At 70.0% G+C, this 15,096-nt stretch carries 14 protein-coding genes; 7 read left to right on the top strand and 7 right to left on the bottom strand.

Going from position 1 to position 15,096, the window contains the following annotated elements; genetic code table 11:
- Positions 1–766 precede the first annotated feature (766 nt).
- The 7 genes from ACTFAP_RS29750 to ACTFAP_RS29720 all read left to right on the top strand — a co-directional run bounded on the left by ACTFAP_RS29750 (position 767) and on the right by ACTFAP_RS29720 (position 8,297).
- Positions 767–1,426 carry a hypothetical protein gene (locus ACTFAP_RS29750; protein WP_500469803.1) on the top strand — a complete coding sequence of 220 codons (660 nt, stop codon included), beginning with the start codon at positions 767–769 and terminating at the stop codon, positions 1,424–1,426.
- A 77-nt stretch (positions 1,427–1,503) separates the two neighbouring features.
- Positions 1,504–1,887, top strand: a complete 384-nt coding sequence (locus ACTFAP_RS29745; protein WP_500469801.1) for a hypothetical protein — start codon at positions 1,504–1,506, stop codon at positions 1,885–1,887.
- Positions 1,888–2,125: 238 nt separating this feature from the next.
- Positions 2,126–3,142, top strand: coding sequence for an exonuclease domain-containing protein (locus tag ACTFAP_RS29740; protein ID WP_500469799.1), 1,017 nt, complete (start codon positions 2,126–2,128; stop codon positions 3,140–3,142).
- Positions 3,139–4,887, top strand: a complete 1,749-nt coding sequence (locus ACTFAP_RS29735; protein ID WP_500469797.1) for a hypothetical protein — start codon at positions 3,139–3,141, stop codon at positions 4,885–4,887. Before ACTFAP_RS29740 ends, ACTFAP_RS29735 begins: the two co-directional genes overlap by 4 nt.
- Before the next feature lie 31 nt (positions 4,888–4,918).
- Positions 4,919–7,585 carry a helicase associated domain-containing protein gene (locus ACTFAP_RS29730; RefSeq protein ID WP_500469795.1) on the top strand — a complete coding sequence of 889 codons (2,667 nt, stop codon included), beginning with the start codon at positions 4,919–4,921 and terminating at the stop codon, positions 7,583–7,585.
- Positions 7,582–7,875, top strand: coding sequence for a hypothetical protein (locus ACTFAP_RS29725; protein WP_500469794.1), 294 nt, complete (start codon positions 7,582–7,584; stop codon positions 7,873–7,875). The genes ACTFAP_RS29730 and ACTFAP_RS29725 overlap by 4 nt, the downstream gene beginning before the upstream one ends.
- Complete coding sequence (locus ACTFAP_RS29720) at positions 7,872–8,297, top strand: hypothetical protein (protein WP_500469792.1); 426 nt, start codon at positions 7,872–7,874, stop codon at positions 8,295–8,297. Before ACTFAP_RS29725 ends, ACTFAP_RS29720 begins: the two co-directional genes overlap by 4 nt.
- A 350-nt stretch (positions 8,298–8,647) precedes the next feature.
- Here ACTFAP_RS29720 and ACTFAP_RS29715 read toward each other — a convergent pair whose 3' ends face one another.
- The 7 genes from ACTFAP_RS29715 to ACTFAP_RS29685 form a co-directional block, all read right to left on the bottom strand.
- A complete protein-coding gene (locus ACTFAP_RS29715) occupies positions 8,648–9,094 on the bottom strand; it encodes a hypothetical protein (RefSeq protein ID WP_500469791.1) in 447 nt (148 codons plus the stop codon).
- Position 9,095: 1 nt separating this feature from the next.
- Positions 9,096–9,278: a hypothetical protein gene (locus ACTFAP_RS29710; protein ID WP_500469790.1), complete on the bottom strand. Its 183-nt coding sequence runs from the start codon at positions 9,276–9,278 to the stop codon at positions 9,096–9,098.
- Positions 9,279–9,966: 688 nt separating this feature from the next.
- Positions 9,967–10,398 carry a hypothetical protein gene (locus ACTFAP_RS29705; RefSeq protein ID WP_500469788.1) on the bottom strand — a complete coding sequence of 144 codons (432 nt, stop codon included), beginning with the start codon at positions 10,396–10,398 and terminating at the stop codon, positions 9,967–9,969.
- A 147-nt stretch (positions 10,399–10,545) separates the two neighbouring features.
- Positions 10,546–11,058 carry a hypothetical protein gene (locus tag ACTFAP_RS29700; RefSeq protein WP_500469787.1) on the bottom strand — a complete coding sequence of 171 codons (513 nt, stop codon included), beginning with the start codon at positions 11,056–11,058 and terminating at the stop codon, positions 10,546–10,548.
- A 311-nt stretch (positions 11,059–11,369) separates the two neighbouring features.
- Positions 11,370–11,630 (bottom strand): hypothetical protein, encoded by a 261-nt coding sequence (locus ACTFAP_RS29695; RefSeq protein ID WP_500469785.1) that lies wholly within the window; start codon positions 11,628–11,630, stop codon positions 11,370–11,372.
- A 105-nt stretch (positions 11,631–11,735) separates the two neighbouring features.
- Positions 11,736–12,311, bottom strand: coding sequence for a transcriptional regulator (locus tag ACTFAP_RS29690; RefSeq protein WP_500469783.1), 576 nt, complete (start codon positions 12,309–12,311; stop codon positions 11,736–11,738).
- Positions 12,311–14,524, bottom strand: a complete 2,214-nt coding sequence (locus ACTFAP_RS29685) for a type II toxin-antitoxin system prevent-host-death family antitoxin (protein ID WP_500469781.1) — start codon at positions 14,522–14,524, stop codon at positions 12,311–12,313. The genes ACTFAP_RS29690 and ACTFAP_RS29685 overlap by 1 nt, the downstream gene beginning before the upstream one ends.
- Between the last annotated feature and the right edge of the window lie 572 nt (positions 14,525–15,096).

Below are 15,096 nucleotides of genomic sequence, written 5' to 3'. Positions count from 1 at the left end.
GGCGTCAATGAAATTGCTACGCAATTTCATGTCAATTCCTCCAGAATTGACAGCCAATCACTACGTGATTGGCTTTAGAATTGCTACGCAATTCCCTTGGGTTCGTAAATCCGAACGTAGATTCGACAGGTGACCCTCCCTCAAGTGGCTTGATTTGCGCAGCTATAGCAGGGGTCCTCCCCTCTGGGAGTCTGCCGGGCCAGGCGCCGGCCCTTCCAGTTCCGATCCGCTCGCCGTCAGGTCACATGCCGTCAGTCCCAGTGCATGAAGGGCTACTTAACTCAGGGTACGATGGAGCTGGAGATTCTTGCAACTGGACTTCTCCAACTAGGTACCGCCGGTGATGCATCATGGGTAGAGTGAGGGTTAACGGGCAGCCGCCCCAGTAGCAGCACGAGAGAGGATTCGCTATGAATAGCGAGAGGAATCGGGCAGAGAGGATTGCCCTTCACCTCGAAACATTGGGCCGTTCTGCCACTGCTGAGAATACCGGCAGCTCATGCTGGTCGGCGTTCGTAGAACTCGGCGAAGACTTCCATCTGGAGATGACCCGCACCGACGAAGACCCGTGCTGGGGGTGGGGGATCTACCACCACCGTCAGCAGGTTCTCTGTGGGTCCTGGCTCGGCGTCACAAAAGCTCGGGATGCCGCCCGGTGCGCGGATCAGCTCATCACCTCGCTCGGACTCGTCCACTGACCCCGTGGTGGGCCGGTCGCCCGAAACGCCCGGCCCGCCACTTGCAACCCCCTCAGCAGGAGGAACAGATGACGAACACACAGAGCAGCGCTCAGGATGCCGCCGAGCAGCTGCTGGAAGCGCTGCGAGCCGCAGGGCTGGACGCGATCGATGAGGGCGACCACCTGGCAGTGCCGCTCACCGACGGGCGGCGGCTGGTCATCACCGGCCAGACCCACGACGGCACAATCAGCGTGCACCACGCGATCGACGAGCACGGAACCTGGTGCGCCGTGGACCCCTCCGATGAGGACGCCGAGGAGGGCGACCTGTACTCGTCCGCCAGGGACTGGACCGAGCCGGACTACGCCACCGACGTGCGGCTGCTGGTCGACACCCTGCTCGGGTACGTGCACGGCGCCGAGTGGATCCTCAGCACCGCGATGGACAACGCGCTGAAGAGCGGCGTCGCGACGATCCTGGAGCATGACGTCCCCCACGACACGGTGGACGTCATGCGGAAGATCCTCAGCTCCGAACTCGTGGATGCCGAAGTCCTCGTGTTCAAGCAGGGGTTCGAGATCCACTGGGGGGACGCCGCCCTGTACATCTCACGGCGCTCGATGTACGGCCCCGGACACCTCGCCACCTACCTCGGGCTGCCCGAGGAGGCGATCTTCGACGCCCGCGAGCAGTTGGAGACCCTCTCCAAGCTCAACGGCTTCGACATCAGCCACCTGCGCCACTGACCGCCCCCCCAGACGCAGGTGGGGACGGGCGCACCCTAAATGCGCCCGTCCCCACCGGGAATCTACAGGAGCAACAAGTGAACGAGACGGACACCTACCAGCGCATCTGCTCCGAGCGGCGCAAGCTGCGCGCCCTCGGGGCCGAGCTGCGCGACGAGATCGCCACGGTCCTCGGCTGCTGCTACCCCGACGGCGCTTACCTCGTCATGGACTACAAGCTGAGCGAGGCGTTCCTCGGGTACCAGAACCTGCGGCTGACCACCGAGGACGGCGCCGTGCTGAGCGAGATGGACAAGCCCGCACCCGCCGAGGGGTTCCCCTGGTTCACGATGGGCCCGGGGGAGCGCGGCGTGAGGGAACTCGTCCTCTCTCTGTCGGAGATCGGTGTGGGGTTCGAGATGGCTCCCCCGCACCTGCAGCATCCCAGGGTCCTCGTCTACTGCCTGCCCCTGAAGCACTGAGCTGACGGGCTGTCCCCGCGCAGAGCGCGGGGACAGCCCCATCCTCCCCGGCAGCTCGCCTCCGGGGCCGGCGGAACTCCGGGCCCCGGCATCCCCCGCGACGAAAAGAACGCCCCATGCCCTTCCCGCGCCGCCCATCCGCGCCCCGAGTGTCACCGCAGCAGCCAAGGCCAGCGACCGCCGGCAGGCCCCACCACCCACTCCCGGAGCGCAATCTCAACACCGAAGGGAACCCAGCATGATGGCCGACAATCAGCTCTCCAACGCCGTCCTCCGCTACCAGGAGGGGCTCCCCGTCTACCGAACCGACCACGCGCCTGCTCACCTCGCGAACAAGACGCAGCTGCGCAGCGAGGGGCTGAGCATCGCCGGCCTCGCGCCCGTGGGCCTGCACCACTACAACCCGTACCACCGCATCTGTGCTCTCTACAGCCGGGCCCAGGCCCGCCCCGTACGTCCGATCACCGAAGCGCAGCAGGCCGCGCTCGCCGCAGGACGTCTTCTTGCCAGCACCCGGCCCTGCATGCGCTGCGGTTCCCGCACCCGCTGGAACCAGGACGGCCAGGACTACTTCGGCGGTGCCGTGTGTGGCCCCTGCCAGCCCGCCGCCGAGCAGGCCGTCATCGACCGCAAGATCGAGCGCGCCGAGCGGGAACACCAGGCGATGGAACGGATGATCGCCGCCGACCGGCAGGCCGCCGCCGAGTGGGCGCGCGGGGTTCTCGCCGACCCCCGCAGTGTGATCCTCGACCTCGAAACCACCGGGCTGAACCAGGACCGCGCCGACTACGCCGTGGAGATCTCCGTACTCACCGCCGCCGGAGACGCGTTGATGGACCAGCGGCTTCACCCCGGCGTGCCGATCCCCGCCGACGCGAGCGCCGTGCACGGCATCTACGACCAGGACGTCGCCGACGCGCCGACCTTCGCCGAGGTCCTGCCCCGCCTGGCCAGCGTGCTCTCCGGGTGCCGGGTCATCATCTACAACGCGCCCTTCGACCTCGGCATCCTCGGCAACGAGGTGCGCCGCCACCGCGAGGCCGGCGGCACAGGGCCGGCCCTCCCCGGCAACGCCGAGTGCGCCATGGAGCAGTACTCGGCCTGGTACGGCCAGTGGAGCGCCTACCACGGCGACTACCAGTGGCAGGCCCTTGACGGCCCGCACAACAGCACGGGCGACTGCGGCGTCGTCATCGACCGGATCCGAGAGATGGCCGCCTCCTGCTCCACCGAGACCGACGGGAACCCGCGATGACCACCACCAGCAACCACGACGGCCAGCCCCCGACCCGCAACGCCCTCCCGGCACCACCCATGCGCGGCCCGGGAGTCACCGCGGCGGCCGAGGCCGGCGACCACTCCATCGCCGGCATCAACGCCCGCAACGTCCTCGCCGCCCACCTCGCCGACAGCGGCTTCCCCCACGAACTCGCCGACGACCTGCTGGCGGCCACCGAGGCCGGCGGAATCGACAGCGCCCGAACCGATGTCGAAATGCTGATCGACGAGGACCACCCCGAGCACGGCGACGCCTACGAGGCCGGATGGCGCGCCGCCATCGAAGCGGCGGAGCGACGGCTGGCTCAGATCGCCCAGCGCACCTGGGACCAGCGCGCCGGGCTGACCGGCCGTATCAACGCCCTCCGCCAGGCCCACGCGCAGGTCCTCTTCCAGCGGGTCGCGGCGGGCACCGCGCCGGACGGACGCCCCCGCCCCGGCTCCACCCGCGCCCCGGGCCGCGACGAACCCGCCGGCCGCTACCGGGTCGTGGCGCAGCGCACCGACGACGTGCAGCCCGGCGCCCGGGTGCTGACGCACACCACCTGCGCCCGGTCGCCCGAAGAGGCCATCGCCCAGGTGCGCCAGGAGCACGAGGAGCCGGGCAGCATCTACGGGGACCAGGGCCAGTACCAGATCGTCGAGGTCACCCTCCAAGCGCCGCAGGTCCACGAACGCCACCGGGAAGAGGCCCGCCAGCAGGTCCTCGCCGAGATCACCGAGGCCGCCATCACGGCCGGCGCCAAGCGGCGGACGCGACCGGATCCCGACCGGGCCACGTACAAGGTCCTGTGCGACTTCATGGCCCGCGCGGTGAGCTTCCCCGGCCAGCACCCCGACGACGACGGGCAGCTGCACTCCAGCGACTCCGCCCGCGTGCTCAGCCGCCTCCTCCTGGCCCACCTCCAGCACAACGGCCTGACCGTGACGCGGGACGCCGACCTCGAGGACGCCCGGCAGCGGGAAGCGGAGCGGGCACGGCTGGAGACCTTCGTCCGCGGGCACCTGCTGGCGCGCACCTACCCGAACACCACACCACGGCGGCGGGCGCTGGAGGCGCTGGGGGAGGCCGGCGGCCTGTGCACCGCGCGGACGGTGGACGCCGACGGGGACATCGTGGTCTGCACGCTCGATGCCGGGCACTACGACCCCGCCAACAAGCCGCCCTTCAAGGACGGGAAGCCCGGAGGCTGGCACAAGGCCGGCGGCCAGCTCTGGAGGGACGAGAAGCCCAAGGCTGCCGGACTCGCGCACACCGCCACCATCGAGGACACCCCGAAGGCTGGACCGGCCGAGGGGAGCGAGGCGTCAGCAGAACTGGTCGAAGAGGTCCTGGCCATCTGCCGGCGGCACTACGCCGCCATGACCGGAGCCAGCCCCGATCAGTGGGCCGATGACCTCTCCACCCGGCTGCTGGGCGTGGTGCTGCGCGCGATGCGCACCGCGCAACGGGCCCAGTACCCGCAGGCGCTGGAGAAGTACCTGGAGGCCAACCGGGCGCGGCTCGAGCGGCTGTGGCAGCGCTACGGTCCCGACGGAATCTACCCCCGGGGCGTTTACCACCTGGTGGAGTCTCCCGAAGTGGTCGCCCTGTGCGAGCGAATCGACAATGACCGGTACTGGCTTTCAGAAGCATGGGCCGATGATGGTCACGACGACACCCCCCTGGAAAGGCTTGAGGAAATCTGGCTGTACGGTACGGCCCATAAAGAAAGCCACTGAGCAGGAATCCGCCGAGAAAGGAGAACAGATAATGTCCGATATTCCTCTTCGTGACCATCAGCAAGAAGCTGTGGCAAGGATTGTTCAGGGGCTTTCCGCCGGTCCGGACGGCCGGATGCCTGCCCGGGGCCTGCGCGGCACCGTGATCATGGCGCCCGGCACCGGGAAGACGATCACCGCCGCCGCCGCCGCGCGGTGGCTCGTGCCCCGGGGGCTGGCCGGCGTCCTGGTGCCTACGCTCGAACTGCTGACCCAGACTGTCGAGGCGTGGCGCCGGGTCGGGCACAACGAGCCCGCGATCGCGATCTGTTCGCTGGGGGCCGACCCGTACCTGGAGTCGCTCGGCGTGCGGTGCTCCACCGACCCGGTGCAGATCGCCGCGTGGGCCTCCAACGGGCCGGTACGGATCTTCGCCACCTACGCGTCCCTGGCGCCGCAGGGCCCGGCGGAGGAAGGCGGCGGCGGGGCGCGGCCCGGGGTGCTCGAGCAGGCCGTGCAGGGCTCCTCGTACGGCTCTCTGCCCGTCTTCGACCTCTTGGTGGTCGATGAGGCGCACAGGACGTCCGGGAACGCCTCCAAGGCGTGGGCGGCCGTACTGGACAACCAGCGGATCCCCGCGCACCGGCGGCTGTTCATGACCGCGACGCCGCGCCTGTGGGAGGCCGCCAAGTCGGCGAAGGACGGCAGCGGCGGGGAGCTGGTGGCGTCGATGGATTCGGTGGACCTGTACGGCGAGCGCCTGTTCGAAATGGCGCTGATGGAGTCGGTGGAGCGGCAGCTGCTCGCCTCCTGGGAGGTGGACATCCTGGAGATCCGGGATCCGCACCCGCCCGGCCCGGACGCCTCGGAGGAGGAGATCCGGGGACGCCAGATCGCCACGCTGCAGGCCGCTTTGCTCAAACTCTGCGACGAGACCGGTGCCCGCTCCCTGCTGACCTTCCACTCCACCACCCTGGCTGCGATGGCCTTCGCCCGGGCCATGCCGCGCACGGCCGACGAACTCCACCGCATGGACCCCGCGGTATACCCGGCGAGGGTCGGCGCCGACTGGCTCTCCGGCGAGCACCCGGCCGCCCACCGGCGGGAAGTCCTCGCACGGTTCGCCGACGGCCTGGACGAGCAGGGGTGGGTCAACGACCTCCAGTTCCTCGCCTCCTGCCAGGTGCTGGGCGAGGGCGTCGACATCCGGGGCAAGCGGGGCGTGGACGGGATCGTGATCGCCGACACCCGCACATCACCGGTCCAACTCGTGCAGATGATCGGCCGCGCGCTGCGCCAGGAGCCCGGCGAGGGCAAGGTCGCCCGCATCATCGTGCCCGTGTACCTGCGGCCCGGGGAGAGCCCGGACGACATGATGGGCTCCGACTCCTACCGGCCCCTGGTGAACGTGCTGCAGGGCCTGCGGGCCCATGACGAGCGGATCATCGAGCGGCTCGTCGTCGCCTCCAGCGGCACCGGCGGGAAGGCCACCGATGTCGTGGCTCTCGATCCCGCCAACCCCGCCCCGGGGAAAAACGGTGCCGGGGCGGCCGGCGAGGACAACGCCGGCACCGCGCAGGACGCCGGCGGGAGCAGCGCTCCGGGCCGGGACCCGGGGCCGGGCGGTACGGACCGCGCCGACGGGTCCGGCTCCGAGGATGCCGGCAGCGGCATCAACCCGCGCTCGGTGCCGCTGCTGCGCTTCTCCCTGCCGAAGAACCCCGACATCATCAACATGTTCCTGCGCACCCGGGTGCTGCAGCCGGACTCCGAGGTCTGGCTGCGCGGGCTGAGCGCGTTCCGGACCTGGGTGGAGACGAAGGGGACGCCCGAGGTGCCGCGCAGCGCCACGATCGACAGCGGCGGCGGCGAGTACAACCTCGGCGTGTGGGTGGCCGAGCAGACACGCGCCTTCCGGGCCGGAGAGCTCAAGCCGTGGCGCTTCGAGCTGCTGGAGGAGCTGGGCATGGTCTGGTCGGTGGCCGACGCCCGGTTCGCGAAAACCCTCGCCCTGGCCCGCCAGTGCGCCGCCCGGTACGGGACCCTGTGCGTGCCACGCAGCACCGTGATCGACGGAGTGCAGATCGGGCAGACCATGGCCAACCTCCGGAAGGCGAACGGCCTGGGCTCGAACGCCGAGGTCGCCGACGAACGGCGTAAGCAGCTCGCCGCCATCGACGAACACTGGAAGCCCGGGTGGCCCGTCACGTGGCAGTACGCGTACGCGGCGCTGGCGCAGCTGGTCGGCGAGGAGAAGAACCCCCAGGTCCCGCCGCCGGGCATCGTCGTGAACGGTCTGGACGTCGGGAAGTGGCTGGCCGAGCAGTGGCGCCGGTGGGCGTCCCTCCTCGACGGGCAGCGGGAACTGCTGGAGAAGCTGGGCATGGCCCCGGCCGCAACCGGACCCGAGAACGCGCCCGCGCCCGATGCCGGGGCGCAGCAGGACGCGCAGCACCCGACGGTGCCCGGCCTGGCCTCCCTGCGCGGCTTCGACCTCGGCGTGGCCGCCCTCACCCAGTACCGGAAACGGGAGGGCCATCTGCGGATCCCCCGCCAGCACATCGAAGTTCTCCACGCCGACCCCACCGACACGGACGGTCCCGCCACGGTGGAAACGAAGGCCGGCGTCTTTCTGTCGAACACCAAGAGCCGCAAGGCGAAGCTCAACCCGCAGCAGCTGGCCGTCCTGGCCGCGCTCGGACTGGAGTGGGCCAAGTGACCACACCAACCGTGATGGCTGGCGCCCTCGTACTCGCCATCGGCTACGTCGCCGGCCGACTGCGGCCGTGGCGGTCCCTGGCCGACTGGGCCCAGGACGAGGTGCGGCTCACCGGGCCCTGGGCGTGCGGCGGGCAGACGCGCCAAGCCGTGCTGGTCGCGGCGCTGTTCCTCACCGCGCCGGTGACCACATGGCGCAGCCTGCGCAAGGGCCGGTACCTGCACAAGGGCCGGAACCGGCACAAGCCAGCCGAAACACCGCTCGAGAAGAACGATGGAGGCTCGGCATGAGCACCGAGCAGCACAGCCTGGACACGTACGCCCTGAACGTCCGTGCGGCCGCACTGCGGTGCGGATGGGCCCTGGCCGACCCGAAAGACTTCCTGGTTCCCGAGGCGTCGGACGAGATCCTGACAGTGGCTCTGAGCGCCGTACGCGAGGACGAGCGGGACGGCTACACCCACCGCCTGGAGAAGTTCGTCCAAGAGCACCGCGAGCGCCTGGAGGAACTGCTGCGGGCGTACGGGCCGGGCAGCACGCCCGCTTCGCGCGGCCGGTACATGCTCGTCGGCCAGCCCGAGACCCTGATCATCTGCGAACGGATGGAAACCGCGCCGTTCCACCTACGCGGTGCATGGAGCGACGAGCTGGATCTGCTGCTCCTGGACGATCTGGAGTTCGCATGGGGACCGCGTATCCGCCTCAGCCGATGACCAGCCGGAGGTAGGACACGGGGCCGGGCAGAAGGAATCCTGCCCGGCCCCGCTGGACTTCGATCTCTTCGGGTGCGGGCAGCTCGGCCATGGTCCGGTGCCTCCCAGGGCGATAGCCGGCGGGGAATGGCGACGCGACCACGACAGCGGCGTCTCAGTGGGCTTGAGGGCACGTCTCAGACTTTGAAGGTTTTGCAGGTCACAGCCTTGAGACGAGCCACAGCACGCCCACCCCCAGGCAAGACCCCCCTTCTCAGTCAGTGAAGCTTCCCAGGTCAAGGGCTTGCGCCTCAGGAGCAGACGTCAATCTGATGGAGACGGCACATGCGGGTCTCCGCCCCCAGATCACCTCAGTCCGGTTCACGGCGCAGATGGGCAACGAGAGCCTCGACGGCCTGGTCCTGGCGCCGGTCCACGAGGTCGGCGACACGGGCGAGGGTCGTCCGCTCGGCCGGGGTGAGTTCGTCCACGGTTGCCTCGATGGCCTCCCGAACGCGCTCGGCCACATCCCGGGCGATAACGGCCTCAATCTCGACAGGCCCGACCGTACTGAGGTAGCCGAGTTCGACCAGGCGCCACACCGACGCGCGGGTCTCCGCATCAGGCATCCCCAGTTCGCGGATCAGCCAGTCGAGATCGCCGTACGGGGCGCAGACGTCCGTCAGCCACCGGCAGCGCATGTAGACACCGACGTCCGCTGCGGACAGGCGGGCGTCGGTGACCGGGGTGTGGGACACGGCCAGCATGTACGGCTCGCCGTGATCGCTGCGGAGCTTCACCGGTTCGGGGGCGGGCACCTCAGCGCAGCCCCGCCGTCGCACCGGCTTGCTGCGGCCGGTGCCCCAGACCGCGCCCCCGGGCCTTCGGTGCGACCGAGAGCGCCTCCATCTCCACGACATGCTGGGCGACGTACGACCGGTGCTCCGGACTCAGCGTCTCGATCGAACCGATCCACCCCAGCGCCGGTACCGCGGTCAGCACCCCGACCACCTCCGCCGTTCGGCCACCCACGCGGCCCGCACACCGCACGCCGGCTCAAGCTGATGACGGTGCGCCACGGCATGAGCCATCTCCACCCCGGTCCCCGGCCGAGTGAACTCCACCCTCCCCAACAGCTCCACCAACGCCGCCTCATCAGCCGGGCGCGGATCACGGAACAGCAGCCCACCTTTCGTTGCACGCTCCGCCCGACCCGCCGCCCGCACCCGCGATGCTCGTCCCATGCCCACCCAACGAACCGTGCCCCCAACCCGACCTCGCCAGCGACCCAAGATCACCCCTTGGCACTAAGGCCGCCCCGCCCCGGGCGAACCCACCGCCCTCACCTCATGATCAATCCGACGCCAACCGGCTTACCGCGCCAACTGCCGTACGGCTGGCCCCCGAGGCCGGAAGCGGAATCAAGATCATCTAGCTGCCGCTACCCCCGTTCGAACACTCCCGAGGGCCAGTACGGGCAGCGGTGCAGCGGCGTGGTCCTCCGCCTTCCTTACGGGCTCAGGGCCGTGTACAGGCTCGGGGCGAGAGGCACACGCGCCCCGGGCGGCAGGCTCGAGGTCCTCTAGAGTCGGCGCGGCCCGTGGGACGAGGTGACCTGCCCACCGGTCCCCTCGGTTGCCGCGCTCCGCCCGCGAAAGCAGCCATCGTCGCGCCCGGGCCCACAGCCCGGTCAGGGTCCCGCCTCCTCAATACCGCTGACGCGGGCGATGCCGGCCAGCTCGGCGGCTGTCTCCCGCCGTTCCCGGGCCTGCCGTTCGATCCATTCCCGGATTTCCTCGCGCCGTTCGGGAGTGTCCTCAGCTCCCGGCGCCAGGACCGCCCAGCCAGCGGTGCCGTCCGACTTGTCGATCCTGACCATGGGGGCGTCGACCCGGCCGGTCATCAGGACAGCGAGAGCCTCGGTGAGCTCCTCCCCGATCCCTTCGGGGACCTCGAAGTGGGAGCCCACCCGGTCCTCGGCGAGGAACTTGAGCAGGTGGCTCAGGGCCTCGCGCAGTTCGTCGAAGTGCTTCTCATCCAGGCGGGCCCGCTGCATCTCCATGAACACGACCAGGGCCGCGGCCTTGGCGTGCGCGTCGCCGTGCGCAGGGTTCTCGCTCATCTCGAAAGCCTCCACCGTTCGCGCACGGGATGTCCATACCCGTGCACGTACGGCCAGGAGCCGACAACTCGGCTGTTGGCGCCCGAGGCGGCGCCGCGGGCGCCGTCGGCCCCACCAGGAGTCGCGCAATCCGTGGGGTGGCTTCGGTCAGGCGGCGGCAGCGAGGCGGCGGGCGGCGAAGCGGTCCAGGGCGTAGTCGTGGAGGCGTTCGACGTGTGTGCGCAGGAGGCCGGCGTGGGCGCAGCAGACGGTGGCCAGTGAGGGGGTGCCGTCGCGGGTGGTGGGGTATCGGCCTTGGTCGCCGGTGGGGTCGCGGCGGTCGAGGTCGCGGATGAAGGCGACGATGAGGTTCTGCCGGCGGCCGCCGGCAAGGAGGTCGTCTCCGGCCCGGGCGAGGCCGTCCAGGAGCTTGCGGAGGCTGTGGGTGAACGGGGCCTGGGCGGGGTGCAGGGTTTTGAGGATGAGTTCGGCGTGCTGGCGGGCGAGGTGGAACGCCGGTAGCGGGGTGGGCCGTTCGATGGCCGCCAGGACTGCCAGGCCGTACTCCACGACGGTCTCTTCGGGGGCCGCGTCGCAGTGGGTCCGCGACAGGCACAGCGCTTCGCCCCCGCTGTCGTGGTCGAAGTCGTCGATGTCGAAGAACGGGCTCGTGTATGTCACATGGCCATTGTGACTCAGTGGATTGGTTCGAATCCACTGAGTATGGGCCCCTGTTCTTGCGGGGCCCGGGGTGCTTCTGGTTCGGCCGACGTTGGGTATCGAGGAGACTGCAGTCGTACTGTGCGCCGCCTGCGGTGGCGTGGGCACCTGGTGGTTCGACGGCGCCGCGCTGGGTGCCGCGGGAGGAGGGTGCGGCCGGGCGGCCTCGGCATCTCGTTGGGGACGACGGTTCTTCGCCGGCTGGAACCCTCTGCCCTGGCGGCGGCGGGTTCCAGCCGGCGGAGATCCTGATTACCCGGTGGGAGGGGTGGTCATCGTGGGGAGCAGTTGTGTGTGGCGGAGGGCGATTTCCCGTCGTAGAAGGTGGCGTCGCCCGAGGCTCCGCACTCCGAGCAGGTCCACCGGGCGTACCAGGTGACTTCCTCCTCCTCGCAGTGGTGGCTGGCCCTGGGTCGCTCTTCGTCTTCCCAGATGTCGTCGCCTCCGGCGTCGCAGCCGAGGCATTCCCACTCGCCGCCCCATTCGATGTGAGGAGCTGTGGGTGGGGTGTCGGTGGTGGGCAGGTCGCGCATGACGGCTCCTGAACGGTGGGGTGAGCGTGGGTGTACGGTGCTGAGCGGTGAGGGGCGGAGCCAGTTCGGTTGGCTCCGCCCCTCACGTACGGGTCGTGCGTGCTGTCAGGCGTTCCAGCCGACCGAGGAGACGTAGGTGTACGAGTCGTAGTCGGAGCCCAGCAGGTCCAGCACCTCGTCCCAGACCGCGTCCATGGCCTGGTAGTCGTCGTTGTCCCAGGCATCGACGGCCCGGTCCCAGATGTCCGCGGGGACCCGCACGCGGCGGACCTGGACGTCACGGCGGTGCAGCGGATCCACACCGCTCTGGTCCACCGGGTCGATCTCGATGCGGGTCCCGCCTCCGGACATCAGCCGGCGCTTGAGGTCTGCGGCGACGTTGTGCCGGCGCAGGTCCCAGTAGGCCGCGTCGAGCTTGGCCCGGTTGGCGCGGCTGGGCGATCGTTCTTCGGCCAGCCACGCATACAGGGTGCGGGGAGTGACGTTGATGCCGGCGCGGTCCATCGCCTCGTATCCGGCGTTGGACTCGGTGAGGTACCGCAGGCGTGCCGCGACGCCGCGGTCGCTGTCGGGCGAGGAGCTGATGCCGGTGACCATCCGTTGGATGCCTTGCCCCATGGCGTCGGCTCCGGAAATCCCCCGGGCGTGGTACTTACCGAGGACCATCCAGCGGCCGGCCATCAGCGGCTCCTCTCAACGACGGTGTACTCGACGGGGGCGCCCGTCGTCTTGTCCTTCTTGATCTTCATCTCGGCCAGGCCGGTGCCCTCGGTGAACACCTGGCGCCAGTCGCCGGCGACGTGGAGTTCGTCGGTGCCCTTGACCGCGATGACGGTCAGCCCGGCCTGGCGCGCCTTGAGCGCGCGCCCGCAGAGGTTGGAGAAAGCCTGGCTGCGGATGTTGTGCATCCAGTCCGGGCGCACCATGGCCCGGTTGTCGGAGGACTGGCCCATCGTGGAGACGAGCTTGCTGTACATCATCTTGATGTACGGGAGCGTGACGTGGTCGCCCTCGGCGATGGCCGTCGTTCGAGCGGTGTCGAGGACCTGCCTCAGGGACTCCAGGAAGTTCTCCGTTGAGCTGCTGGTCCAGGACTCGTGGATCTGCGGTGGGTCGAGCAGGTCGTACTTGGGGCCGGACCAGCGCTGCAGGAGCCGCAGGGTGGCTGTGGTGATCCACAGGGGGCCTGGCTCATCGCGGTCACCCAGCGGATTGGGCAGATCGGCGTGGTCCCACGGCGACGGGGTGATCAGGTGCACTCCGGCTCGCTTGGTGCCGTAGTCGGGGCCGGTGGAGTGCTCCAGCCTGCCGATCGGCAGATGGGCGCGCAGCGCGGACAGGAAGGCGGCGTTCACGTCCAGGGCGGTGACCCGTACGGTGCCGTCGGGGTTGGCACCGTAGTTGGGGTTCTGCCAGCTGGGGCGGCCCTCCCAGATGGCGTCCTGCTCGTTCTTGCTCGGCCGGTTGAGGATGTCGGGCAGGGCGGGGTAGGCGGTGTACTCGTAGCGGGCGGTGTCGCGGGTCTGGTCGAACAGCCGCATGGCGTCCGGGATCGCGCGCTTGAAGAGTCTGCCGGTGGCCTCCTCGGTGTCGCCGGCGGCCTTCTCCAGCTCGTGCTCGACCGCGTTGCTGATCATCTCCAGCAGGTTCTCGCGGGCCTGCTCCGCCGACTTCGTCCGTCGGCCGGCCCGGTACTTCTGATTCCCCGCGCGGGCCTGCTTGGACTCCGGGCTCTCCGTCACCGGCGCGGGCGCCTGCTGCTCCTGTCGAGCCTGCGGGCTGGCAGGGGCTGCGGCTGGCTCCGGCTGCGCGGGAGGACCCTGCGGGCCGGGGACGGGCGTGCCTGCCGGGGCGTCAGCGAATCGGACGCACGCGAACTCCGCGCGCAGTGCCACCTCGCCGACAACGCCGAGGTCCCGTTCGGTGACCCGTACACCGGCGTGGTCGCCGGCGCGGGTCAGCAGGAGGGTGACATCCGCGTCGAGCGCGGCGATCGTCTCCGGGTCGTCGGTGTCCACCACCGCCAGGACGGGGACCTGCTGTTCGCGGGCCATCCGGGCTAGGACGCGGGCGGCTTCGGGCAGCGCGGGGCCCGACAGCGGCACAGCCGGGTCGAAGGCGGCCTGGAGGCGGTCCACGACGGCCAGGGCAAGGCCCTCGACGTACGGCGCGGTCTCGGCGATCGCCTCGGCCGTCAGGTCGGTGCCGTCGTCGATGTGCAGCGCGACCTTGCCCAGTTCCTGGGCGACGCGGGCCGCGGCGGCCTGTGCGTCGCCGGTGAGCGCTCCCGCGCGCAGGCGCCGGTAGTCCACGCCCGCCTCCGCGGCGACGATGCGGGCGGCGACGTCCGCGCGGGTGAGACCCGACGCCGCGTACAGCACGGGCAGGCCGGCGTGGAGAGCGGCGTGGCGGGCCGCGGTCGTCGCCAGCAGGGATCCGCCCGCTCCCTGGGCTGCGGCCACCAGCACCAGGCGCCCCGGGAGCAGTCCGCCGGCCGCCTCGTCCAGAGCGGGCAGGCCATAGGAGAGCACGGTGGATGTCGGGGCCACCACGCCTTCAACAGCGTCGCCGATCCCGACCAGGCGGCGCCGACGGGCGGCGGCTCGGCCGGCCAGCCTCGCAACCGGCTTGCCGTTGCGCACCAGGATCACTGGCTGGCCGTCGGCGGCCTGGCGGACAAGCTCGCCGATCTTCGTGCGCGCCTCACTCACCGCCAGGCGCTGGCCCTGCGGGTCGCCTTCGGGGAGCGGAAGGATGCCGGCCTCGGCGCCGGAGTCACTGTCCCGGATCCAGGTCTCGGTCCCGCCCTCCTGGGCGCTGCGCACCAGGTCGAAGAACTGCTTGCGCGCCTCCAGGAGGCGCAGCGTCTGGTTCGGACTCTGTGGGTGTGGCATCTCAACCCCTAACGTACATCTACGTACTTCAAGTGTACGTCATAACGTACCGCGCGTGTACATTACTCGTTCCGAAGTCCGTTCTTCCTTCGCTGAGATGCCACCCGGGGACATCGACGCGGGACCGGCGGCAGGGAGAGGGGGCCCGTACCTCGGGCCCGGCAGCGACCCAAGCGACCGAGCGACCGAGCGACCGAGCATGGGTCAGCAGGCGGAGCAGCGGGGTGCCGTCCGGGCGTTGAGCGCGCTGCCTCGCTGGTCGCTGGGTTGAGTCGCTCAACCGTTAGCCGCAAAAGCGCTGGTCAAAGCGCCTTTGGTCGAATGGGCAGCGACTGAAGCGACCGAGGGTCGCTGTTGTCAGCCGAACGCGTGCGCGCGTGGGCTGATAAGTACGGACGTCAGTCGCTTCAGTCGCTGTGCTGGAGGCCCACGGTCAAGACGGTCGACGGCGTCCCGTCCAGCAGCCAGTGGCAGTCCTGACCCGGGGCCATCAGCACATGCCGTTGAGCATCGGTGTCGGACGCAGGCGGTAACCTCCCTCCACCAGCCAGGGGAGGGCATTCATGAAATCC

This window comes from Streptomyces sp. PH9007 (assembly GCF_059813725.1).
Note: the sequence above shows the minus strand (reverse complement) of the source record. Positions and strands in the feature narration are given on the sequence as shown.

Coding starts and splice junctions, on each gene's coding strand:
- ACTFAP_RS29750 (WP_500469803.1), top strand. CDS start 767: ATGACGAACACACAGAGCAGCGCTCAGGATGCCGCCGAGCAGCTGCTG.
- ACTFAP_RS29695 (WP_500469785.1), bottom strand. CDS start 11,630: ATGCGCGACCTGCCCACCACCGACACCCCACCCACAGCTCCTCACATC.
- ACTFAP_RS29685 (WP_500469781.1), bottom strand. CDS start 14,524: ATGCCACACCCACAGAGTCCGAACCAGACGCTGCGCCTCCTGGAGGCG.
- ACTFAP_RS29740 (WP_500469799.1), top strand. CDS start 2,126: ATGATGGCCGACAATCAGCTCTCCAACGCCGTCCTCCGCTACCAGGAG.
- ACTFAP_RS29705 (WP_500469788.1), bottom strand. CDS start 10,398: ATGAGCGAGAACCCTGCGCACGGCGACGCGCACGCCAAGGCCGCGGCC.
- ACTFAP_RS29720 (WP_500469792.1), top strand. CDS start 7,872: ATGAGCACCGAGCAGCACAGCCTGGACACGTACGCCCTGAACGTCCGT.
- ACTFAP_RS29690 (WP_500469783.1), bottom strand. CDS start 12,311: ATGGCCGGCCGCTGGATGGTCCTCGGTAAGTACCACGCCCGGGGGATT.
- ACTFAP_RS29735 (WP_500469797.1), top strand. CDS start 3,139: ATGACCACCACCAGCAACCACGACGGCCAGCCCCCGACCCGCAACGCC.
- ACTFAP_RS29730 (WP_500469795.1), top strand. CDS start 4,919: ATGTCCGATATTCCTCTTCGTGACCATCAGCAAGAAGCTGTGGCAAGG.